General features: G+C 71.0%; 22 protein-coding genes. 15 read left to right on the top strand and 7 right to left on the bottom strand.

What is annotated here, in order from left to right; genetic code table 11:
• Positions 1–164: 164 nt before the first annotated feature.
• From HKK74_RS00960 to HKK74_RS00945, 4 genes are all read right to left on the bottom strand, one after another.
• Entirely contained in the window at positions 165–1031 is an 867-nt protein-coding gene (locus tag HKK74_RS00960) for a 1,4-dihydroxy-2-naphthoate polyprenyltransferase (RefSeq protein WP_187240994.1), read from the bottom strand.
• Positions 1032–1057: 26 nt separating this feature from the next.
• Entirely contained in the window at positions 1058–2707 is a 1650-nt protein-coding gene (locus HKK74_RS00955) for an MFS transporter (protein WP_187240993.1), read from the bottom strand.
• An 89-nt stretch (positions 2708–2796) separates the two neighbouring features.
• Complete coding sequence (locus HKK74_RS00950; RefSeq protein WP_187240992.1) at positions 2797–3339, bottom strand: GNAT family N-acetyltransferase; 543 nt, start codon at positions 3337–3339, stop codon at positions 2797–2799.
• Positions 3340–3375: 36 nt separating this feature from the next.
• On the bottom strand, positions 3376–3963 hold the full coding sequence (locus tag HKK74_RS00945) for a CGNR zinc finger domain-containing protein (protein ID WP_187240991.1): 588 nt from the start codon (positions 3961–3963) through the stop codon (positions 3376–3378).
• Between the two features lie 127 nt (positions 3964–4090).
• Between HKK74_RS00945 and HKK74_RS00940 the strand changes: the two genes are divergently transcribed.
• A complete protein-coding gene (locus tag HKK74_RS00940; RefSeq protein WP_187240990.1) occupies positions 4091–4405 on the top strand; it encodes an antibiotic biosynthesis monooxygenase in 315 nt (104 codons plus the stop codon).
• On the opposite strand, the gene HKK74_RS00935 is transcribed toward HKK74_RS00940, so the two are convergent.
• The gene (locus HKK74_RS00935) at positions 4381–5781 is read right to left on the bottom strand and encodes an aminotransferase-like domain-containing protein (protein WP_187240989.1); all 1401 of its coding nucleotides are present in this window, start codon (positions 5779–5781) and stop codon (positions 4381–4383) included. The two genes, HKK74_RS00940 and HKK74_RS00935, sit on opposite strands and share 25 nt — an antisense overlap.
• Here HKK74_RS00935 and HKK74_RS00930 point away from each other — a divergent pair.
• From HKK74_RS00930 to HKK74_RS00865, 14 genes are all read left to right on the top strand, one after another.
• Complete coding sequence (locus HKK74_RS00930; RefSeq protein ID WP_187240988.1) at positions 5780–6820, top strand: DMT family transporter; 1041 nt, start codon at positions 5780–5782, stop codon at positions 6818–6820. The genes HKK74_RS00935 and HKK74_RS00930 overlap by 2 nt on opposite strands.
• Complete coding sequence (locus HKK74_RS00925) at positions 6795–7820, top strand: hypothetical protein (protein WP_187240987.1); 1026 nt, start codon at positions 6795–6797, stop codon at positions 7818–7820. Before HKK74_RS00930 ends, HKK74_RS00925 begins: the two co-directional genes overlap by 26 nt.
• 201 nt (positions 7821–8021) lie before the next feature.
• Positions 8022–9125, top strand: a complete 1104-nt coding sequence (locus tag HKK74_RS00920) for a glycoside hydrolase family 18 protein (RefSeq protein WP_246491100.1) — start codon at positions 8022–8024, stop codon at positions 9123–9125.
• A gap of 197 nt (positions 9126–9322) precedes the next feature.
• On the top strand, positions 9323–9532 hold the full coding sequence (locus tag HKK74_RS00915) for a hypothetical protein (protein WP_187240986.1): 210 nt from the start codon (positions 9323–9325) through the stop codon (positions 9530–9532).
• Between the two features lie 223 nt (positions 9533–9755).
• Positions 9756–10676, top strand: a complete 921-nt coding sequence (gene dapA / locus HKK74_RS00910) for a 4-hydroxy-tetrahydrodipicolinate synthase (protein ID WP_187240985.1) — start codon at positions 9756–9758, stop codon at positions 10674–10676.
• A gap of 73 nt (positions 10677–10749) precedes the next feature.
• On the top strand, positions 10750–12435 hold the full coding sequence (locus HKK74_RS00905) for a ribonuclease J (RefSeq protein ID WP_187240984.1): 1686 nt from the start codon (positions 10750–10752) through the stop codon (positions 12433–12435).
• Between the two features lie 239 nt (positions 12436–12674).
• A complete protein-coding gene (locus HKK74_RS00900) occupies positions 12675–15260 on the top strand; it encodes an FtsK/SpoIIIE family DNA translocase (protein ID WP_187240983.1) in 2586 nt (861 codons plus the stop codon).
• 159 nt (positions 15261–15419) lie between these two features.
• A complete protein-coding gene (locus tag HKK74_RS00895) occupies positions 15420–16154 on the top strand; it encodes a helix-turn-helix domain-containing protein (protein ID WP_187240982.1) in 735 nt (244 codons plus the stop codon).
• A gap of 126 nt (positions 16155–16280) precedes the next feature.
• Positions 16281–17747 carry a 30S ribosomal protein S12 methylthiotransferase RimO gene (rimO, locus tag HKK74_RS00890; RefSeq protein ID WP_187240981.1) on the top strand — a complete coding sequence of 489 codons (1467 nt, stop codon included), beginning with the start codon at positions 16281–16283 and terminating at the stop codon, positions 17745–17747.
• The gene (gene pgsA / locus HKK74_RS00885; RefSeq protein WP_187240980.1) at positions 17744–18385 is read left to right on the top strand and encodes a CDP-diacylglycerol--glycerol-3-phosphate 3-phosphatidyltransferase; all 642 of its coding nucleotides are present in this window, start codon (positions 17744–17746) and stop codon (positions 18383–18385) included. The genes rimO and pgsA overlap by 4 nt, the downstream gene beginning before the upstream one ends.
• Complete coding sequence (locus tag HKK74_RS00880) at positions 18382–18885, top strand: DUF1990 domain-containing protein (protein WP_187240979.1); 504 nt, start codon at positions 18382–18384, stop codon at positions 18883–18885. Before pgsA ends, HKK74_RS00880 begins: the two co-directional genes overlap by 4 nt.
• 3 nt (positions 18886–18888) lie before the next feature.
• Positions 18889–20184: a CinA family nicotinamide mononucleotide deamidase-related protein gene (locus HKK74_RS00875; RefSeq protein ID WP_187240978.1), complete on the top strand. Its 1296-nt coding sequence runs from the start codon at positions 18889–18891 to the stop codon at positions 20182–20184.
• Positions 20185–20296: 112 nt separating this feature from the next.
• A complete protein-coding gene (locus tag HKK74_RS00870) occupies positions 20297–20686 on the top strand; it encodes a helix-turn-helix domain-containing protein (RefSeq protein WP_187240977.1) in 390 nt (129 codons plus the stop codon).
• Between the two features lie 77 nt (positions 20687–20763).
• Positions 20764–21231, top strand: a complete 468-nt coding sequence (locus HKK74_RS00865) for a Dps family protein (RefSeq protein ID WP_187240976.1) — start codon at positions 20764–20766, stop codon at positions 21229–21231.
• A gap of 79 nt (positions 21232–21310) precedes the next feature.
• Here the strand turns inward: HKK74_RS00865 and HKK74_RS00860 are convergent, their stop codons facing one another.
• Both HKK74_RS00860 and HKK74_RS00855 read right to left on the bottom strand, forming a co-directional pair.
• Positions 21311–22084, bottom strand: a complete 774-nt coding sequence (locus HKK74_RS00860; protein WP_187240975.1) for a DNA-formamidopyrimidine glycosylase family protein — start codon at positions 22082–22084, stop codon at positions 21311–21313.
• 40 nt (positions 22085–22124) lie between these two features.
• Positions 22125–22589, bottom strand: coding sequence for an RrF2 family transcriptional regulator (locus HKK74_RS00855; protein WP_187240974.1), 465 nt, complete (start codon positions 22587–22589; stop codon positions 22125–22127).
• Positions 22590–22604 lie beyond the last annotated feature (15 nt).

Here is a 22604-nt window from a genome sequence, read left to right as displayed (position 1 = left end):
GTCCGAGGCCGCGGAAGACGCGGCTCCTCGAAGCAAGGCAAGGTGTGATTCCTGACGCATAAGTGCATGATCACGCCAGAGGGTCCTCTGTCGTGTGCGGGTGCCGCCGGGCGTGGTGGGTGATCGGGGCGGGGAGCGCTGTCGCCTGGTGTCGCGAAGGGACGTCAGATGGCCAGGCCGATGGCGAGTAGCGCGCCGAAGGCGATCTGCAGGCGACCGGTCTCGCCGAGGACGGCGATCAGCTCGGGTCCCTTGGCGCCGCCCAGCACGCGCTGCGTGGGCGGAACCGACAGCGGCGCCGCCAGCAGCGCGATGAGGGCCCACGGGTGCGGCGCGGCCAGGGCCAGCACGACGGTGAAGGGCAGTGCGGTGCAGGCGGCGTAGAGCAGCCGGGTCCGGTGGTCGCCCAGCACGACGGCGAGGGTGCGCTTACCCGAGACCTCGTCGGTGGGGATGTCCCGCAGGTTGTTGGCCACCAGCAGCCCGCAGGCGAGCAGCCCGACGGGCACGGCGGCCGCCCAGGCCTGCCACGGCACGCCCTCGATCTGTACGTACGCGGTGCCGACGACCGCGACCAGGCCGAAGAACACGAACACCGAGACCTCGCCGAGGGCGCGGTAGCCGTACGGCCGGGAGCCGCCGGTGTAGAACCAGGCCGCCAGGATCGCGGCGGCGCCGACGAGCAGAAGCCACCAGGTGGTGACGGCGGCGAGCGCCAGCCCGGCCACGGCGGCGGCGGCGAAGCAGCCGAGGGCGGCGGCCAGCACGTGCCCCGGCGCGGCGACGCGGGAGCCGACCAGCCGGAGCGGGCCGACCCGGTCCTCGTCGGTGCCGCGCACCCCGTCGCTGTAGTCGTTGGCGTAGTTGACGCCGATCTGCAGAGCGAGCGCGACGAATGCGGCAACCGCCGCGCGCCACCACACGGCATCGCCCTGCCCGAACGCGACGCCGGTGCCGACGACCACCGGCACGAGGGAGGCGGGCAGAGTGCGGGGCCGGGAGCCGGCGATCCACTGTGCGAGGCTGGCCACCGGTTACCTTCCGTTCCGAGACAGGGTCATAGCGAGGATTCTCGCGGATGCCGGACCGGTGCCCGTACACCGGACCGGCCGAGCCGCAGCGTCATCAGCAACCCCACGCCGAGAACCGCCGCCGTGGCGAGGGCGCCGCGCCGGGTGGCGTCGGCCAGGCTGTCCGCCGCCGCGCGTGCGGCGACCTCCTCACCGGGCCGGCGGCGCAGGTCGCGGGCGGAGGTCCCCGCGCTGCTGCGCAACTGCTGGGCGAGCGCCGCGTGTCGTGCCTCGGGTACGGAGGTGTCGTGCAGCCGATCGAGCATCGCGTGGCTCAGGCTGGTGGCGAACACCGTCCCGATGATCGCGATGCCCAGCGCGGAGCCGATCTGCCGGGCGGCGGACTGCGTGCCCGACGCCTGCCCGGAGTGGGCGCGTGGCACGTCGGCCAGCGAGACGTTGGTGAGCTGCGCGGAGGTGAGGCCGAGCCCGACGCCGTACATCAGCATCCAGGGCGCCAGCCGCAGTCCGCTCGTGTCGGCGTGGAGGGTGACGGCGATCGCGAGCACGGCGGCGACCTCCAGCGCCACGCCGAGCCGTACGACCCACGGCGCGCCGTGGCGGTTCGCCAGCCGCCCCGCGAAGGGCCCGGCGAACAGCGCCCCCACGGCGAGCGGGACGATCGCCACGCTGATCTGCAGCGGAGAGTCGTCGTGCACGTTCTGCAGGAACAGGGGCAGTACGAACAGCAGCCCGAGCTCGCCACAGCTGATGAGTGCCGAGACGGCGTTGCCTCGGCGGAAGCCGGCGATGCGGAACAGCTCCAGGTCGAGCATGACCGGGCGCCCGGAACGGGCGCGCATCCGCTCGAGGGTGATCAGTGCCGCGATCAGGACGACGCCCAGGGCCAGGACCACGGGAATCGGGGACAGGCCGGTCAGCGGCCACTCCACCGGTCCCATGGTGAAGGAACGGGTCGGGAGCCACCAGCCGTACGACTGCCCCTCGATCAGCCCGCATACCAGCGCGCCGAGGCCGAGGGCCGCGAGCACCCCGCCGGTCCAGTCGATGCCGCGCCGGGCCGAGGCGACCCGGGTCTCCGGCACGAACCTGAGCGCGCCGATCACGAGCAGCAGGCCGATCGGCAGGTTGACGGCGAAGGCCCAGCGCCAGCCGAACGAACTCGCGAGCCATCCGCCGAGCAACGGGCCGAGCGCGGCCATTCCGCCGATCAGCGAACCCCAGATGCCGAAGGCGACGGCGCGGTCCCGGCCGGTGAACATCGAGTTCACGGTCGACAGCGTGGCCGGCATGATCATGGCGCCGCCGACGCCCTGGAGCGCTCGGGCGCCGACGATCGCCGACCCCGAGCCGGCGGTGGCCACGAGCAGGCTCGCGAGCACGAAGACCACCGTGCCCGCGATGAACATCCGCCGCCGCCCGAACAGATCCCCGGCCCGGCCGAACGGGATGAGGAGCGCGGCGAACGTCAGCGAGTAGATCGAGGTGATCCACTCGGCGTCGGTGGTCTCGAGGCGCAGTTCCGCCACGATTCGCGGCATCAGGACGTTGACGATCGTCGCGTCGATGACGATCAGGGACACACCGAGGCTGATGATCACTGTGCCGAGCCAGCGTCCGCGTCGGTCGCCGGAGTCGGCCGCGCCGAGCGGGAAGGCGGTGGAAGGGGGTGACATGGACATCCTGGCGGCAGCGATCGGGGCTCTCGGTGAGTAGGGCTCAAACATAACGGTGGGTCACGAACACCCCTCACCGGCCCGCCCCGTCACTCCTCGCTGATGTCCGTGTGCATGCGGATCATGGGCACGGGAGCCCCCATGTCGAGGATGCGCATCGCGCCGTCAGGGGCCCAGCCGGCCGAGACGAAGAACCCGCGCAGCGACTCGTTGGCCTCGAAGACCCAGGTCACGAGAGTGGTGAAGCCGTCTTCGCGCAACATGTCGACCGTGGCGGCGAGCAGCCGGCTGCCGTGGCCGGACCGGCCGCGTTCCGGATCGACGAGCAGGGTGAGCACCTCGGCGGTCGTCGCGGGGTCGTGGTCGGGGTCCTCGGCGGGGGCGTGTGCGGCGAAGCCCGTCACCTCGCCCTTCTCGACGGAGACGAGCAGCCGGTGGCGTGGGCTGGGCGGCGCGGTGGCGGCCTCTGCCCAACGTTCCCGCCACATCTCCAGCGCCTCGGGGCCGGTCACCTCCGCCAGCGTTGCCGTCGGCAGGATCTCCTGATAGCCCGCCAGCCACGCCCGTACCTGGACGAGCGCGATATCGGCGGCGTCTTCGCGACGGGCAGGGCGTACGCCCACGTCGGCCATGTCGTGCGGGATCCTCTCGTCGGGGTCAGCCCCAGGTTAGAGGTCGCCGGCCGGGTCGGAGCGCCTGCGGGCCCGGTAGGCGCGGGTTTTGGTGCGGTTGCCGCACACCCGCATCGAGCACCATGCCCGCGACCGGTTCTTCGAGGTGTCCAGGAACGCCCACCGGCACGTGTCCTCCTGGCAGGCCTTCAGCCGTTGCCAGGTGCCCTCTGCCGCGCTGTCGACGATGGCGGCGGCGATCCGGCCCAGACCGGCCGCCACGCCGTCCAAGGCGGGGACCAGGGCGGGCCGGGAGCCGGTCAGCGACACATGGAGGGGCAGGCGGGCCAGTGAACCCGGCAGCTCGGGCGGGAGGGCCGGGGCGTCGCCGCCGTGGTGTGCGAGCATCGCCGCGCGCAGGCCCTTGCGCAGGGCGATCGCGACGGCGAGATCGTCCGCGTCGGCCACGGCCTCGGCGGTGGCGGGCCGCGGGTCGGCGCTGGTGCCCTGCGGGGCGGCGTCGGCCAGCAACCCGCGCTCCGCCAGCCAGCCGGTGAGCCCGGCGGGGGTGGCGAACTCGTCCACCTCGCGCTCGAGATCGACGGTGTTGACGAAGTCCCGCAGCAGCAGAGCGGCGTCGGTCATCATCCCTCCGAAATCAACACCAGCATAGAGTCTTGACCGGTTGCATGACCAACGACACCGGCATAGTCTCTAAGCCGGTGTTGCTGGGTGTGCGTGTGAAGCATGGACGCGGGAAACAGGTGTGATCATGACAGCGAGCCTCATGCGGATCTGGCGCGGCCGGACCCGGCGGTCGGACGCCGACGCCTACGAGACGTACCTGCGCGCGACCGGGCTGGTCGGCTACCTCGCCGTCGAGGGCAACCGCGGAGTGCGCCTGACCCGCCGCGACCTGGGGGACGACACCGAGTTCTGTCTGGTGTCGTTCTGGGACTCCTGGGACGCCGTCCGGGAGTTCGCGGGCGAGGACCCGCAGAGAGCGGTGTTCTATCCCGAGGACGACCGGTTCCTGGTGGACCGCGAGCTCGTGGTGAGCCACTACACGATCTTCGCCAACGCCTGAGCGAGCCTACGTACGCCCTCGGCGAGCTCGTCCTCGCCGGCGGCCGCGCTGTAGGTGATCCGCAGGCGCGGACCCGGCGGCTCGGCGGGATAGAACGGCCGGCCCGCGCTCACCAGCACGCCGGCGCGCAGGGCCGCCTCGGTCAGTGCGACGTCGTCGACTCCGGCCGGCAACCCGGCCCACAGGTGCGCTCCGCCGGCCGGCCGGTTGACCGGTGTGTCCGGCAGTTCGCGGGCGAGCGCGGCGAGCAGCGCGTCGCGCCTGCGGCGCAGCGCGTCGCGTACGAGCTTGAGGTGGCGTGGCCAGCCCGGTGAGGTCAGCAGTTCCAGCGCCGTCTCCTGGAGCGGCCGGGCCGGGAAGAAGGCGTCGACCATCTGCGTGCCGCGGATCCGCTCGGCCACCGGGCCACGTGCGACCACCGCCGCGATCCGCAGGCTCGGCGCGGTGCCCTTGGTGAGCGAGGCGACGTGCACGACTCGGCCGTCCTGGTCCCGCGCGATCAGCGGGGCGGGCGCCGGATCGATCGCCAGGTGGCGGGCGAAGTCGTCCTCGATCACGAAAGCGCCGGCGGCGCGGGCCACGGCGAGCACCTGCTCGCGGCGCTCGGCCGGCAACACCGCGCCGGTCGGGTTGTGGAACGTCGGCTGGCAGTAGAACACCCGCGACCCGGTCATGGCGAAGGTCTCGGCGAGCAGGCCGGGCCGGACGCCGTCGCCGTCCATCGGGACCGGTACCGGATGCAGCCCGGCGGCGCGCGCCGCGGCGAGCGCGCCCAGATAGGTGGGCGACTCGACGAGCAGCGGCGCGCCCGGCGGCAGCAGGGCCCGCAGAACGGTCGTCAGGGCGTCCTGGCCGCCGCCGCTGATCAGCACGTCGGACGGCGAGATGCCGCCGCCGATGCTCCGGGCGAACCACGCCCGCAGTCCGGGCACCCCGCCGAGCGGGGGGCGTCCCCAGGCGTCCGGGCGCCGTGCCGCGCGCGCCGCCGCCGTGGCGAGGGCCCGCAGCGGTTGCAGCGACGGGTGCAGGTAACCGCCGCTCAGCGGCACGGTGCCCTCAGGAGCCGGGGTCAACAGGGCCCGGACGCCGCTCACGTCGACCGCGCGGTCGCCGAGGGCCACCGACTGCCAGTCGAAGTCCGGTGCCGGACCGGCCGCCGCCGGCGCGCGGTCGGCGACGTAGGTGCCACTGCCCGGACGAGTGACGACCAGGCCTTCGGCGGCGAGCAGGCCGAGCGCACGCGACACAGTGACCGGGCTGACCCGGTGCCGCTCCATCAACTCGCGGCTGGACGGCAGCCGCTCGCCCGGCCGCAGGCCCGTGATCTGGCTGCGCAGCCGACCGGCAAGAGAGGCGATACTGCTATCCTCCTGCATGAGGATTGATAGTAGCGCTACTGCCGGTCGATCGATAGCGCTCCCACGCCGGGGCGCGGGGCTTGGCCTCGCCGGGCTCGGCGTGCTCGCCTTCTCGTTCAGCTTTCCCGGTACGGTCCTGGCCCTCGACGGGCTCGACCCGTACCTCATCGGCGTCGGGCGGGCGGCGGTCGCGACGCTGTTCGCCGCCGTCGCGCTCGGGATCGCGCGTGCTGCGCGTCCCCGCCGGGACCAGTGGCCGGCGCTGGCGGCCGTCGGTCTCGGTGTCGTCTTCGGCTTCCCGCTGCTGTCCACGCTGGCCCTCGATCACGGCGCGTCCTCCTCGCACGCCGCAGTGATCATCGGTCTGCTGCCGGCGGCCACCGCGGTGCTCGCGACGATTCGCGCGGGTGAACGCCCGTCACCGGCCTTCTGGGCGGCGACGGCGGCCGGTGCGCTCTGCGTCAGCCTGTTCGGGCTGAGTCACGGCGCCGGCGGCTTCTCCCCGGCCGACCTCCTGTTGTTCGGCGCCCTGCTGGCCGGGGCCATGGGCTATGCCGAGGGGGGCCGCCTGGCCCGGGACATGCCGGGCTGGCGGGTCATCTGCTGGGCGCTCGTGCTCACCGGGCCCGTGACCCTTCCGGCCACCGGATGGCTGCTGCTCGCCGGCTCTCCGCAGTGGACCGGCAGGGCGCTGGTCGGCTTCGGCTACGTCTCGCTCGTCTCGATGTTCCTCGGTTTCTTCGCGTGGTACGCGGGGCTGGCGCGGGCCGGCATCGCCCGGGCCAGCCAGGTCCAGCTTGCGCAGCCGGTGCTCACCCTCGCGTGGTCGGCGATGCTGCTCGGCGAGCACGTCGACGCCGGCACCTGGCTCGCCGCGATCGCGGTGCTCGTCTGCGTGGCCTGGACCCAGCGAGCGAGATCCGCGCCGCCCTTGCGGGATGTGACGCCAGAGCGCACGATAGGTGCTGAGGTGTCACATCGTCGTGCCGGGCCAGGAGCCGTACGCGGAGGAGAACGGACAGGAGCAGCACGTGGACGACAGGCTGACCGTCCCTGAGGGTGGGTTCTGGCCCGCTCCCGAGATCCCGCGGCCGAACATCTATCCGATGGAGTGGCGGGTCGAGACGGAGAAGCTCGCCGCGATCTACGAGAAGTCCAAGCGGATGGTGTGGAACCCCTCCGACCTGCCCTGGGACGGCATAGACCCGGACGACTTCACGGTCGAACAGCGGCTCGGGATCATGTACTGGTTCTCGGTGCTCGCCAACTTCGACGCGTCGGGCCCGGCGGTCTTCGCCCGGGCCACGATCCACGCGTTCGAGCAGCACGAAGAGGATCCGGTCCGCAAGTGCTTCTTCTCGATCACCCGCGACGAGATGAACCACGAGGAGTGCTGCCAGCGCACCATCGCGAAACTGTGGCCCGGCGGTCCGCTCGACTGGGAACCCGTCACGACGCTCGAGAAGGCGGCCCACAACAACATCGGCTGGCTCTATCACAATGGCGGGCGCTACTGGAACGGGTACTCCAACTCGCTCGGGAAGTACTCCCTCGCTGTGCTCTTCACGAGTTTCATGATGGGCGAGATGGCCGCCTCGACGCTGTTCCGCGGCATGGCCTCGGGCGCGCGGCACCCCGTGTTCCAGGAGATGTTCCAGCGGATCGGGCGGGACGAGTCGCGGCACCTGCAGATCTGCATGACCATCCTGGAGAACGAGTGGCCCGGGCTCACCGAGGACGTCAAGTCCCAGATCACCAGGCAGCTCAGGGCGGGCTTCGTCTTCCTGTCGATGATCCTCTGGGAGCCCCCTGAGGGCTTCTGGGATCTGCCGCCCTACTTCATGGCCAACCACCGCGTGCTGATGAGCCACGCCCGCGAGGCCGGCCTCGGCGTGCTGTCGTTCGACGAGCAGGCGGAGAACTGGCAGGTCGCCATGGCGCGAGTCCGGACGATCGTCGAGCGGTGGGGCATCGAGTTCCCGGCCATTCCCGAACTCGACATCGACGGCGTCAAGGTCGACGTCATCGACCCCGAGGACATCATCCCGGTGTTCTGAGGCCCCGGGTCAGGGAGTGGGAGTGCCGGCTGACATGCCGTTGTTCTGGTCCGTCCTGACGCCGTAGGCGCCGACGGCCTGCCCGCGCTCTCACTTCACCCCATCGGCACCACCGACGACCTGCACGTCCTGCTCGCCGGCGGCAGCCTTCGCCCGCGCGACCGCGGACTCGACGCCGTGGGGCGTACGGTATGTGCGCATATGGGAATCGACAGCGGGGGCCACGTGCGGGACGGCGAGGACGACGCCGCTAAGGGGAACGCACGGGGACGGGACACGGCGCGCCGGCGGCGCGGGTGGCCGCTGCGCCTGCTGGGCGTGACGGCCTGGGCGTGCGCGTACGTCGTGGGCCTGGTGGCGATCTTTCTCGCGCACACGTGGGTGTGGTGGCAGCATGAGCCCGTCTCCGGCGGCACCGAGGCGAACGCGCTGTGGGCCCGCCACCAGTGGGTCGGTGAAACGCACACCGAGGCGGAGTACCGTGCCCTCGCCGACATCGTGCGCCGGAACCGGATCACGGATGTGTACTTCCACGCCGGCCCGTTCGAGCCCGACGGCACCGTACCGCCCGCCAAGTACGCCAACGCGCGCGACCTCATCGAGGCGATGCGCAGGCTCGCTCCCGGCGTGCGCTCCCAGGCCTACCTCGGGCAGATCAGGGTGATGGACGATTACGGACTCCTCGACATCGACCGGCCGGAGGTCCGGCGGAACATCCTCGATACCGACCGGGCCATGCTCGACCTCGGCTTCGACGGCATCCACTACGACATCGAGCCGATCTATCCCGACGACGAGGCGTTCGTCCGGCTGCTCGATGACACCCGGGCGCTCACCCGTGAACGCGGGCGGGTGCTGTCGGTCGCGCTGGAGCAGCTCACCCTCGTCGACGCGGTCGAGCCCGTTTACCGGGCGCTGATCCCGCGCAACGGCGCCGTCCACTACCCGCCCCGTCCCACCGAGGCGTTCCTGCGCAGGGTCGCCGACCGGGTCGACCAAGTGGCGATCATGACCTATGACGTGTCGCTGCCCACCAGGTCGCTGGTGGGCCGGCACTTCGCCTGGCACACCGAGCGCACACTGCGGCTGATCGGCGACCGGGTCACCGTCTTCATGGGCGTGCCGACCTACCGTCCGCTCATGGACTGGGCCGAGGACCTCGACGGCGCGCTCAGAGGAGTGCGGCGCGGGGTCGACGCCCTGGACCGCCCGCCGGCCAAACCGTACGGCGTCGGCGTCTACGCGGAGTGGACGACCAGCACCGCCGATTGGGCCCGTTACCAGGCGGATTGGCTGAATGAATAGCCGTGTGTGACCGACCATGCGAGAACAGTTCGCATAGGTAAGGACAATTTGGCTGCTTCGCCACCCCCGTTGTAACGTTCCGATTCCCTTGTTCCCCCAGGTCAGATGCCTTGTTGCATCAGGGTGGCAGACGGGTAAACATCGGGTCGTGACGCGGTAGTCGCAGCCCTTCCAAGGGCCTGTGGGGAGCGAGGTCGATGAGTATGGAGCACACTGCGCAGCAGGTGACTCACCGGCTCACGGAGCTGACGACCGAATTCGCCGGCTGGCGGATCGGGCGTGGCGGTTCCGGGAACTGGTGGGCGGTTCGCGGCAACGAGCTCGTACGGACCGTGAACGTCGAGGAACTGCGCGCCAGGCTCAGGGAACTCGCCGCCGCACAGCACCGCCGGGAGGATCTCGGCTAGCCCAGTAGGGGACCGCGGGGGAGACCCCCGGGAAAAGTCCCCGCAATTATGCCCGTAACGCGGGATTTGCCTGTGACGATAACGGAGTAGACGCCGCCGGTGGTGCGTACCCCCGAGCGTGATCGCCGGCGGCGTCTTTCCCTGTCCGCGAAGATCAGGTGGGGCGGACGAGACCCGGTGCCCGAGGTCCCCGTCAAGCGGCGGGACCGGTACCGTTCGGTTCATGGGACCCAGCACAACGAGCGACGCGCCGTTCGGCCGGATGCTGACCGCGATGGTCACTCCGATGACCGTGGACGGCGCCGTCGACTATGACGGGGCCGAGCGCCTCGCGGCCCATCTGGTCGACGAGCAGCGCCACGACGGCCTCGTCCTCAGCGGCACCACGGGAGAGTCGCCGACGACGAGCGACGCCGAGAAACGACAGCTGATCGAGACCGTCGTCTCGGCGGTGGGCGACCGCGCCACGGTGATCGCCGGGGCGGGCACCAACGACACCGCGCACAGCGTCGAGCTGGCCCGGCAGGCCGAACGCGCCGGCGCACACGGCCTGCTGGTCGTGGCGCCCTACTACAACAAGCCGCCGCAGGAGGGGCTGCTGCGGCACTTCACCGCGGTCGCCGACGCCACCGGGCTGCCGAACGTGCTCTACGACATTCCCGGCCGTACCGGGGTCCCCATCGAGACCGAGACCCTGGTCCGGCTGGCCGAACACCCCCGGATCGTCGCCGTCAAGGACGCCAAGGGCGATCTGTTCGGCGGCTCCCAGGTCATGGCCCGCACCGACCTGGTCTTCTACTCGGGTGACGACGCCCTCAACCTGGCCTGGCTGTCGATGGGCGCCGCAGGGATGATCAGTGTGGTCGGGCATGTCGTCGGTGCCGACCTTCATGAGATGATCGACGCATATCGTGCCGGTGATGTGGGCCGCGCCATCGCCATTCATCGACGGCTGCTGCCCGTCGTCACCGCCATCATGACCCGTACGCAGGGCGCCATCGCTGTCAAGGCGGCGCTGAACCTGCTTGGCCGGCCCGGCGGGCCGCTGCGCCCGCCGCTCGTGGAGGCCACGCCTGAGTTCGCGGCGCGACTGCGTGAAGATCTAGTGATTGGGGGAGTCAAAGTGCCGGAGGACAGTTCGTGAGCGCGCCGAACAAGGAAGCCAGCGACCGTGCGGCCGGCCCGCGCGGAGTCGAGCTGCGGAGTGAGGTGAGCGCGTGAGTCATCCTCACCCAGAGCTCGGCAGCCCACCGCCCCTTTCGCCGAACGGTCTGCGGATCGTAGGGCTCGGCGGTCTCGGGGAGATCGGCCGGAACATGACGGTCTTCGAGTTCGGCGGACGGCTGCTGATCGTCGACTGCGGTGTGCTCTTCCCCGAGGAGGAACAGCCGGGCGTGGACCTGATCCTGCCCGACTTCGAGTACATCAGGGACCGGCTCGACGACATCGAGGCGGTCGTCCTGACCCACGCGCACGAGGACCACATCGGCGCGGTGCCGTACCTCCTGCGTGAGCGGCCCGACATTCCGCTCGTCGGTTCGCGGCTCACCCTCGCCCTGATCGAGGCCAAGCTGACCGAGCACCGGATCAGGCCGGTCCTGCGGCAGGTCGTCGAGGGTGAGCGCCACACCGTCGGGCCCTTCGACTGCGAGTTCCTCGCCGTCAACCACTCGATCCCGGACGCCCTGGCGGTCGCCATCCGCACGCCCGCGGGCCTGGTCCTCGGCACCGGCGACTTCAAGATGGACCAGCTCCCGCTGGACGGCCGGCTCACCGACCTCGGCGGGTTCGCCCGGCTCGGGGCCGAGGGCATCGACCTGCTGATGTCGGACTCGACCAACGCCGAGGTCCCCGGCTTCGTCACGAGCGAGCGCGACATCGGCACGGTGATCGACGACGTGGTGCGGACGGCGGAGAAGAGGGTGATCCTCGCCTGCTTCGCCTCGCACGTCCACCGTGTCCAGCAGGTCCTGGACGCCGCGCACGCCAACGGCCGCAAGGTCTGCATGGTCGGCCGCTCGATGGTGCGCAACATGGGGGTCGCCCGCGACCTCGGCTATCTGCGCGTTCCCGCCGGGCTCATGGTCGAGCAGAAGCAGATCGACGACCTGCCCCCCGAGAAGATCGTGCTGATCTGCACGGGCTCGCAGGGCGAGCCGATGTCGGCGCTGTCGCGGATGGCCAACCGCGACCACCAGATCCGCATCACCGAGGGCGACACCGTCGTCCTGGCGTCGTCGCTGATCCCCGGCAACGAGCACGCCGTCAACCGGGTGATCAACGGACTCACCCGGTGGGGCGCCCGGGTCGTGCACAAGGGCAACGCCCTCGTGCACGTGTCGGGGCACGCGCCCGCCGGAGAGCTCCTCTACGTGCTCAACCTCACCAAGCCGGGCAACTTCATCCCCATCCACGGCGAATGGCGGCATCTGCGGGCTCACGCTCGGCTGGCCGAACTGACCGGGGTGCCCACCGAGAACATCGTGATCGCCGAGGACGGCGTCGTGGTCGACCTCCTCGACGGGCAGGCCAAGATCGTCGGCGCCGTCCCGGCGGGCTACGTCTACGTCGACGGCTCCTCGGTCGGTGAGATCACCGAGACGTCGCTGAAGGACCGCCGGATCCTCGGCGAGGAGGGCTTCGTCTCGATCGTCGTCGCGCTCGACTCGACGACGGGCAAGGTCGTGGCCGGGCCGGAGATCCACGCTCGCGGCTCGGGCATCGATGAGGAGGGCTTCGACGAGGTGATCGCCCGGATCGAGGGCGTCCTGCAGGAGGCCGCCGCCAACGGGGTGAGCGACGTGCACCAGCTCGGCCAGATGGTCCGGCGCGCGGTCGGCAAGTGGGTCAGTGACTCCTACCGCCGCCGCCCCATGATCATCCCGGTCGTCGTCGAGGTCTGACCTGCGCACCGGTCCCGATCTGCCGTCGTACCGGCGCCGGCGACCGCGTGATCATCCTGGTCGAAAGGGTGGTCACGCGGTCGTCAGCGCGACGGGACGGTGATCGCGAACGGTGGTGCTGCGCGGTGGCGCTGAGCGGCGGCTGTGATTCGCGGGGATTGGGTGATCGCGGGGGATAAGCGGCGACACGCCGTGCGGCCACCGCGGAACCCGTGGTGCTCCTGGCTAGTCTCACCATCATGGCCACACGTGCGTCGGGCGGAGCGAAGGACTCTTCCGGCGCGCGCGGAGGCGCGTCCCGCAAGCCGACGGGCAGCAGATCCACGGGCACGCCGGCGCGCAAGCCCGCGACGGCCCGGGCCAAGGCCGGCGGTGGCGCCGCCAAGGCCGCCAAGGCCCGCAAGCCGCAGAAGCCCGACCCGATCGCCCAGGTCATCTTCGGTCTGTTCCGGCTCATCGCCAGGCTCTGGCTGCTCATCGCGCACACCGTCGGCTCGGTCTTCCGGGCGTACGGGCAGGGTGCGCGCGACCTGAAGCCGGAGCACCGGCGCGACGGGGCCGGCCTCACGCTGCTCGGCGCCTCCATCGTGCTCGCGTCGGTCACGTGGTGGCGGCCCGAGGGCACCGTCACCATCGCCCTCGAGCGCGTCGTGCGTGGCGGCTTCGGCGCGTTCGCCATGCTGCTCCCCGTGCTCGTCGCGCTGCTCGCGTGGCGGTTGCTGCGCCACCCCGAGCGCAACGAGGACACCGGCCGCATGGCGATCGGCGGCAGCGCCCTGCTCCTCGGCGTCCTCGGCCTCACCCACCTCGGCGCGGGCACGCCGTACCCCGACCGGGGCATGGGGCCGGTGCGCCGCGCCGGCGGCGTGGTCGGATGGCTGGTCTCGGCACCGCCCGAGAGCCTGCTCGGCGGCTGGGTGGCGGTGCCGCTGCTGGTGCTGGTCGCGGCGTTCGGGCTCCTCGTCGTCACCGCCACGCCCGTGCACCGCATCCCCGAGCGGCTCGGCCGGCTGGTGGACATGATCATGCTCCGGGACCGGCCCGGCGCCGCCGACGAGGCCGGCGAAACCGGCAAGGGCGGCCGGTCCGGGTCCAGGCAGCGCAAGCCCGGCGACGTCGAGATCGGCGAGCACAAGAAGCCCTACGACAGCCCCGTCGTCGCGGACAAGCGCCCCCCCGCGCCGCCCGGCAAGCCCGTCCTCGTCCCCGATCTCGGGCCCGACCAGGGCGCGGACCACGAGCCCGGTCCCGTCCCGGATCTGATGGACGAGCTCATGGACCCCGAGCCGGCGCCCGCGCCGCCCGACCCCTCACCGGCGCCCCGGCGCACCGAGCAGCTGCCGTTGTCGTCCTCGGGCGAGATCTACGAGCTGCCGGCTCCGGGGGTACTGCGTCCCGGCTCGGTGGTCAAGCCGCGCACCAAGGCCAATGACGTCGTGGTCAGCGCGCTCACCGGCGTGCTCGACCAGTTCGACGTCGACGCCCAGGTCACCGGGTTCACCCGTGGCCCGACGATCACGCGTTACGAGATCGAGCTGGGCCCGGCCGTGAAGGTCGAGAAGGTCACCGCGCTCACCAGGAACATCGCCCTCTCGGTGAAGAGCGCCGACGTACGGATCATCTCCCCGATCCCCGGCAAGTCCGCGATCGGCGTGGAGATCCCGAACGTCGACAAGGACATCGTGAGCCTCGGCGACGTCCTGCGCTCGCCCGCCGCCACCAACGAGCACCATCCGATGCTGGTCGGCCTGGGCAAGGACGTCGAGGGCCGCACCGTCGTGGCCAACCTCGCCAAGATGCCGCACATGCTCATCGCGGGCGCCACCGGCGCCGGCAAGTCGACCTGCATCAACGGGCTGATCACCTCGGTCCTCATGCGCTCGACGCCGGACGAGGTGCGCATGGTCCTGGTGGACCCCAAGCGGGTCGAGCTCACGTCCTACGCGGGGATCCCGCATCTCATCACCCCGATCATCACCAACCCCAAGAAGGCCGCCGAGGCCCTGCAGTGGGTGGTCGGCGAGATGGACCGGCGCTACGACGATCTGGCCGCCTCGGGTTTCCGGCACATCGACGACTTCAACAAGGCCGTGCGGGCGGGCCGGCTCACGGCCCCGCCCGGCAGCGAGCGCGTCTACCAGCCCTATCCCTACCTGCTGGTAATCGTCGACGAGCTCGCGGACCTGATGATGGTCGCCCCCCGCGACGTCGAGGACTCGGTCGTCCGGATCACCCAGCTGGCGCGGGCCGCCGGCATCCACCTCGTTCTCGCCACCCAGCGGCCCAGCGTCGACGTCGTGACAGGCCTCATCAAGGCCAACGTGCCGTCCCGCCTGGCGTTCGCCACGTCGTCGCTGGCCGACAGCCGGGTCATCCTTGACCAGCCCGGCGCCGAGAAGCTGGTCGGGCAGGGTGACGCGCTCTTCCTGCCCATGGGGGCCAGCAAGCCGATGCGGCTGCAGAACGCCTTCGTGTCCGAGAAGGAGATCGAGGCCATCGTCGGCCACTGCCGCAAGCAGATGGAGCCGGCCTACCGCGAGGACGTCGCCGAGGTCGCGGCGCAGAAGAAGGACATCGACGAGGACATCGGCGATGACCTCGATCTGCTGACCCAGGCCGTCGAACTCGTCGTGACCACGCAGTTCGGGTCGACGTCGATGCTCCAGCGCAAGCTGCGCGTGGGATTCGCCAAGGCGGGCCGGCTGATGGACCTCATGGAGAGCCGGGGAATCGTGGGGCCGAGCGAAGGCTCCAAGGCCAGAGATGTCATGGCGAAGCCGGACGATCTACCCGAAGTGATCGCCCAGCTCAGGGGCGGAGAGTGAGACCGTGGTTACCGGGCGGTCGAAAACTAGGGAGTTTCGTGCCGCGTTGCGTATCGCTTAACGGGTGCCCGCGTTCCTAGACTGGGCCGCGGGAGTGGGGATCGCAAGGACGCACGGCGCAGGGGGAGTGCCGGCCCAATTTTTCCCGGGAGGCTCAGCGTGAGGATCGGCGAGACCTTGGCGGAGCAGCGCAGGGAGGCCGGTCTCACCGTCACTCAGGTGAGCAGTCAGACCCGGATCCGGGAAACCGTGATCAAGGGCATCGAGCGCAACGACTTCACGATGTGCGGCGGGAACTTCTACGCGCGCGGCCACATCCGCAGCATCTCGCAGGTCATCGGCATCGACCCTGAGCCGCTCGTGCGCGAGTTCGACGCCGCGCACGGCTCACCCGAGGCGCTCTCGGCCGTCACGGCCTTCGAGCCCGAGATCCCGGTGCAGATCCGGGAGCGGCGGGCACCGAACTGGACCGCCGCGATGGCCGTCGCCCTCGTCTTCGTACTGATCTACGGGCTCGTCCGCGTGTTCAGCGGCGACGGTGGCCAGACTCGCACGGCCCGTCCGCCCGCCGGCCCGGCGGCCCGGCCGTCCCCCTCGCCGGGGCCCGGTGGCCGTGCGCTGCCGGCTGCCCCGCGCAAGCAGGTCGAGCTCAAGGTGAAGGCCAGGCGCGCCAGCTGGCTCAACGTCCGCGACGCCGGCGGAAAAGAGATCTACACCGGCATCATGCGGCGCGGCGACGTCATGGAGTGGAGCACCTCGAAGCGGATTCGCATCCTCATCGGCAACGGCGGCGGGGTGAAACTCACCGTCAACGGCAGGGACATCGGGGCGCCGGGGGCCTCCGGAGAGGTGCTCAGGCTGAGTTTCGGCCCGGGAGATCCGCGGCAGGCGTAGGAACCGTTGTCCGGCGAGGGTGGCCGGGCCCGTTACCGTAAGGGGCATGTCCACATCTCCCGCGGTGCCCACGGCCTCGCTCGCATCGTCTCCGGTCGCGTGGCCGGTGCGGAAGGGGTGCCGCGCATGAGTGCCGCCGACCGTTCCGTCTCGCTGGTCACTCTGGGCTGCGCCCGCAACGAGGTGGACTCCGAGGAACTCGCGGCCAGGCTCGAGGGTGCCGGCTGGAGTCTCGTCGACGACGCCGATGACGCCGGCGTGGTCGTCGTGAACACCTGCGGCTTCATCGACGCGGCCAAGAAGGACTCCATCGACACGTTGCTCGCCGCTCGGGACTCGGGCGCCAAGGTCGTCGCCGCGGGCTGCCTCGCCGAGCGGTACGGGGCGGAGCTGGCCCAGGCGCTGCCCGAGGCCGACGCCGTCCTGAGCTTCGACGACTACGGCCGGATCGGGGAGCGGCTCGACGACGTACTCGCGGGCCGGCGCCATGAGGCGCACCAGCCGCGCGACCGCCGTACCCTCCTGCCGCTGACACCCGTGGAGCGCGCGTCCGCGAAGACGCACATTCCCGGCCACGGTACGGCGCCGGATCTGCCGGACCTGCCCGACGGGGTCGCGCCGGCCTCCGGGCCCAGGGTGCTGCGGCGACGGCTCGGCGGCGGCCCGGTCGCACCGCTCAAGCTGGCCTCCGGCTGCGACCGGCGGTGCACGTTCTGTGCGATCCCGGCGTTCCGCGGAGCCTACGTCTCCCGCCCGCCGGCGGAGATCCTCGAAGAGGCCCGCTGGCTGGCCGGTCACGGCGTGTGCGAGCTCGTCCTGGTGAGCGAGAACTCCACGTCGTACGGCAAGGACCTGGGGGATCTGAGGGCCCTCGAGGCCTTGCTGCCGGAGCTCGCCGCCGTGGAGGGGATTTCCCGGGTGCGGCTCAGTTACCTCCAGCCCGCGGAGCTGAGGCCCGGCCTCATCGAGGTGCTGTGCTCAACGCCGGGTGTGGTGCCGTACTTCGATCTGTCCTTCCAGCACGCGAGCGGCCCGGTGCTGCGCCGGATGCGCCGGTTCGGCGATCGGGTGCGGTTCTTGCAGCTGCTCGACCAGATCAGAGGGCTCGCCCCCGAGGCGGGCGTGCGGTCCAACTTCATCGTCGGCTTCCCGGGTGAGACCGAGGATGATCTCGCCGAGCTCACCGAGTTCCTGTCCGCGGCGCGGCTCGACGCGATCGGCGTCTTCGGCTACTCCGACGAGGACGGCACCGAGGCGGCCGGCCACGACGGCAAGCTCGGGGACGACGAGGTCGCCCGGCGGCTGGCCGAAGTGGCCGAACTCGCCGAGCAGCTGACCGCCCAGCGCGCCGAGGACCGGATCGACTCGATCGTGGCGGTCCTCGTGGAGGAACGCCTGGACGAGGGCCCGGAGCAAGGGGACGGCCGGGTCCGGTACGAGGGTCGGGCGGCGCACCAGGCTCCCGAGGTCGACGGCACGGTGATCCTCATGGGCGGCGATCCGGCCGTCGGCGACATCGTCCCCGCGCGCGTAACGGCTGCCGAGGGCGTTGACCTCGCCGCCGACGCCTTGGAGACCGCGAGTCGGAGATGACCGGGCCGGAAGACGTCGCCCTGCCTCCGGAGCAGCAGGGCGAGATCGCGCGGCCGGGTGAGGTCGCCGGGCGGGACGAGGTCCCTCGGCAGGCTCACCGGGTGAGCGTCTACAACGTCGCGAACCTGCTCACGATGGTGCGGCTGGCGCTCGTCCCGGTGTTCACCTGGCTCCTGTTCGCGGGCGGTACCTCCGCCCGGCTCGCGGCGCTGGTGGTGTTCTGCGTCGCCTCGGCCACCGACTGGGTGGACGGGGAACTGGCTCGTAGGCGCAACCTCGTCACCGACTTCGGCAAGATCGCCGATCCGATCGCCGACAAGGCGCTGACCGGCTCGGCCCTGATCGGCCTGTCGGTCCTCGGGGAACTGTGGTGGTGGGTGACGGTGGTCATCCTGGTCCGCGAGGTCGGCATCACGCTGCTGCGGTTCGTCGTGATCAGGTACGGAGTGATCCCCGCGAGCAAGGGCGGAAAGCTCAAGACGATGCTGCAGGTGATCGCGATCACGCTGTTCATCGTGCCGGGGCCGATCGAGCCGCTTCGATGGACCTTGATGGCGGCGGCCCTCCTCGTCACGGTCGTGACCGGTCTGGACTACCTCGTCCGAGCCTGGCGTCTGCGCGGTGAGGCGACCCGGTGAACCTGACTTACGACGAGGTCGAGGCCACCCGGTCCGGCCCGCTCCCGGAGGGCTACCGGCATCTGCGGCACCGCACGCTCGTCGGCACCGGGCCGACGGCGATGGCGGCCGCGTCGGACGCCGTGCTCGAGTGGTGGATGCACCGCGCGGCCGGGGTGAAGATCGTCGCGTCCGCTCCACGGGCGAAACCCGGTGTGCACGTCGACTGCGCGATCGGCCAGGGCCCGCTGCGGTTCGGCGCTCCCGCCCAGGTGGTCTGGGCCGAGGAGGGCGACCGGCGTGCCGGGCTCGGTTACGGCACCTTGCCCGGGCATTTCGCCCACGGCGAGGAGGGCTTCATCGTCGAGCGCGACGACATGGACGACGTGTGGCTCACCGTGCTGTCGTTCAGCCGGCCGGCCCGCCGGCCCATGCGCGTCGGCGGTTCGCTGGTGCCCGTCCTCCAGCGCGTCTACGCCAGGCGGTGCGGCACCGCCCTGCGCCGCCTTGTAGGTTCCTGAGCCATGCGGGTCGAACTGCTCACGGTCGGGGACGAACTGCTGCTCGGTGACACGGTCAACGGCAACGCCGCATGGCTCGGACAGCGGCTCGCCGCGATCGGCGTCGAGGTCACGCGCAGTGTCGTCGTCGGCGATGGCTTCGACCCCGTCATCGAAGCCACGCAGGACGCGCTGAGCCGCGCCGACGCCGTCATCATCACCGGCGGGCTGGGCCCGACCTACGACGATCTGACGCGGGACGCTCTGGCCAAGGCGGCCGGCGTGCGGCTGCTCAGCGATCCCGCACTGGAGCAGCGGCTGCGCGAGCGCGCGGTCGCCTCCGGCCGGCCGCTCAGGCCTATGGCCCTGCGCATGGCCGAGGTTCCCGAGGGGGCGACGCTGCTCGCCAATCCGGTCGGCAGCGCGCCGGGTCTGCGGATGGAACTGCCCGGCGGCGTGGCGTACGCGCTGCCCGGTGTTCCCCACGAGATGCATGCGATCATGACCGACCTGGTCCTGCCGGAACTGCGGGGCCGGGTGACCGGGGACGTGCCCGTGCGGCGGACGCTGCGTACCGCCGGCGTGTGGGAATCGGTGCTCGCGACCAGGCTCGCGCCGGTCGAGGCGCTCGACGGCGTACGGCTCGCCTACCTGCCCGACCCGGCCGAAGTCAAGATCCGGATCACCGCGAGCGGCCCGGACGCGCAGGTGCTGCTCGGCGAGGCCGAGGAGCTCATCCGCGATCTGCTGGGCACCGCGGTCTACGGCGCGGAGGACGACACGCTCGACCGGGTGGTGCACAGGCTACTGGCCGAACGTTCCGCCAACGTGGCCGTCGCGGAGTCGTTGACCGGTGGCCTGCTCGGCGCCGAGCTCACTCTCATGGCAGGGTCGTCCGCGACGTTCGCGGGCGGGATCGTCGCCTACGCCACCGAGCTGAAGGAATCGCTGCTGGGCGTGCCCCGTGAGCTGCTCGACCGTCAGGGCGCCGTGGATCCCGAGGTGGCCCTGGCCATGGCGTCCGGCGTGCGCGAGCGCCTGGGCGCCTCGTACGGCCTCGCGGTGACCGGCGTGGCCGGCCCCACCCCTCAGGACGGGCGGCCCGTGGGAACGATTCACGTGGCCGTGGCCGGACCCGGCGGCACGTCAACGGTGGAGTCACCGGTCCTGCCCGTGCGCGGGAGCGACGGGCGAGAGCGGCCCCTGATCCGCCGAATGACCGTTGTTCATGCCCTTGACCTGCTGCGACGGCAGATCCTCGGAGCCGCTGCGACGCACGAATGGAGCGGCCGCCGGGGAGATCGGGAAGAAACGACCTGATTACAGCGTTACGTTCGGAGCGAACATGAAATCTTCGGTCTGCCATGCCTGCCAAGAAGGCGGGTACGGTGGAACCGTTAGAGGGTCCGGATTATGGGGAGGGAGCGAGACGATGGTCCTGCTTCGCCAGCTGCTTGGTGACGTACTGCGGCAGCTGCGGCTGCGCCAGGGTCGCACCCTCCGAGAGGTTTCGGCGGCCGCCAGGGTCTCCCTTGGCTATCTTTCCGAGGTCGAGCGGGGGCAGAAAGAGGCGTCTTCGGAACTGCTCGCGTCGATCTGCAAGGCACTCGGCGTGCCGCTGTCACACGTGCTCCGAGAGGTGTCGGACCTGCTGTCGCTCGCCGAGCTGCAGCACGAGCCGGTCATGGCGGGCGCGCCTATGACCCACGAGCGGCTGGACGAGGCCGCCATCGATGCCGAGAGGATCTCTGCGGAGAGCATCCCGGCCACACCGGAAGAGATCGCGGGCGACGCTTTCCGCGGCGACATGGTGGCTGCCTGATCGTTGCCGCGGTGGAATTCCGGTTGGGCTCTCTCGGTTGAATGGGATGTACCTTCAACGTGCGGAAGGAGCCTCCGATGTCCACGGTCAAGAGTCCTCTGAGAGAGGAAGCTCGGACGGCGGTCGGCAAGGCCCTCCAGGCGTCCCTCGTCGACCTTCTCGACATGGCGCTGACCGCCAAGCAGGCGCACTGGAACATCACCGGACGGAACTTCAGATCACTGCACCTGCAGTTGGACGAGATCGTGGAGTTCGCCCGCGAGCACGCGGATTCGGTGGCCGAGCGCGCGGTCGCGATCGGCGTGAACCCGGACGGCCGGGCGAGCACGATCGCCCAGTCCACGCGGATCCCTCAGCTCGAAGCCGGCTATCTGCAGGACGACAAGGTGATCGCGGCCTTCACCGACCTCCTCGGCCAGGTGATCCATCGGTTCCGTGAGCGCATCGCCGCCACGGAGGAGGCCGATCTTGTGACCCAGGATCTCTTCATCGAGATCACTGCCGGGCTCGAGAAGCAGTACTGGATGCTCTCCGTGCAGAACTGACACGACGCCGAAGCCCCGGCCGCCCTCGGGTGGCCGGGGCTTCAGTGTCGCCCGCACGTGGTGCTGCCCGCGCGGCCGGTCAGCCGGGCTCGGGCTGGCACGAGGGGCACCAGTACGTGAGCCGCCCGCCCTGATCCACCTTGCGGATCGGGTTGCCGCATCGCCGGCAGGGCGCGCCCCGCCGACCATGGACATGGCTCGTCTCGCCGCGGCTCAGCGATCCGGTGCTGCTCTGGGCCCAGCGGGCCCGGTTGGTCTCGAGCAGCCGCTGGGCCAGTGTGGTGAGGCCTTCCAGATCAGGCACGTCCCGCACGGGAGTCCACGGCCACACACCGCGCAGGAAGAGCACCTCGCACTTGTAGAGGTTGCCGATCCCGGCCAGGCAGCGCTGGTCGAGCAGCGCCTCGCCGATCGCGCGTTCCGGCTCTTCGCGCAGACGTCGTACCGCCTCGGCGGGGTCCCAGTCCGGACCGAGCAGATCGGGGCCGAGATGGCCCACGGCCCGCTCCTCGTCGGCGGTGCGCAGCAGCTCGACGACTCCGAGGGAGTACCCGAGCGCGAGCCACTCGGCGTTGGCGAGCGCCAGCCGGATGCGGTGATCGCGAGGCGGGCGGGTGGAGGGCCGCCGGATCCGCCATGACCCCTCCATCCGCAGATGGGTGTGGACGGTGAGCCCGCCATCGACCCTGATCAGCAGATGCTTGCCCCGCGGGACCGCCTCGTGCACGTTCCGGCCCCGGAGGTCGGTCGTCGCGAGCCCCGGGACCCGGAAGTCGCTGTACGTGAGCGGCCGGCCGGCGAGTGCCAGGTGCAGGCGCCGCGCCGTCAGCCAGACCGTGTCTCCCTCGGGCATCTCTACCTCGGCGGCACTTCGACCTCGCGCTCGCGGGCCCTCAGCTGAAGGCCGGGGATTCCCATGCCTCGGGGTTGGCGGTCAGCGTGCGCACCACGTCCGGAAGGTCGCCGGTGCCGATGTGAGCGAGGCTGACCTGTTCCAGGATGGAGCGCTCGCTGGCGCGCAGGGCGATCCAGACTTCCTGCAGCGAGCGCGCGGCACCGGAGTAGCCGAGATCTTCCGGGCGTTCGCCGCGGACCCCCAGCAAGGGCCCGTCGATGGCTCGGATGATGTCGGCCAGGGAGATCTGCTCGGCCGGCCTGGCCAGCCAGTATCCGCCGTCCGGACCGCGCTGGCTGCGGATCAGGCCGGACCGGCGGAGCTGGCCGAGGATGTTCTCGAGGAATTTGGGCGGGATCTGCTGTGCCTCGGCGAGCTGAACCGCCGTTACCGGGTGCGATCCCGCGACGGTGAGCTCGGCGGCCGCGCGTAGCGCGTAATCGACTCGGGCGGACAGTCTCATGAGGTGATTATCTCT

The organism is Actinomadura alba (assembly GCF_014323705.1).
GTDB lineage: Bacteria > Actinomycetota > Actinomycetes > Streptosporangiales > Streptosporangiaceae > Actinomadura_C > Actinomadura_C alba.
Note: the sequence above shows the minus strand (reverse complement) of the source record. Positions and strands in the feature narration are given on the sequence as shown.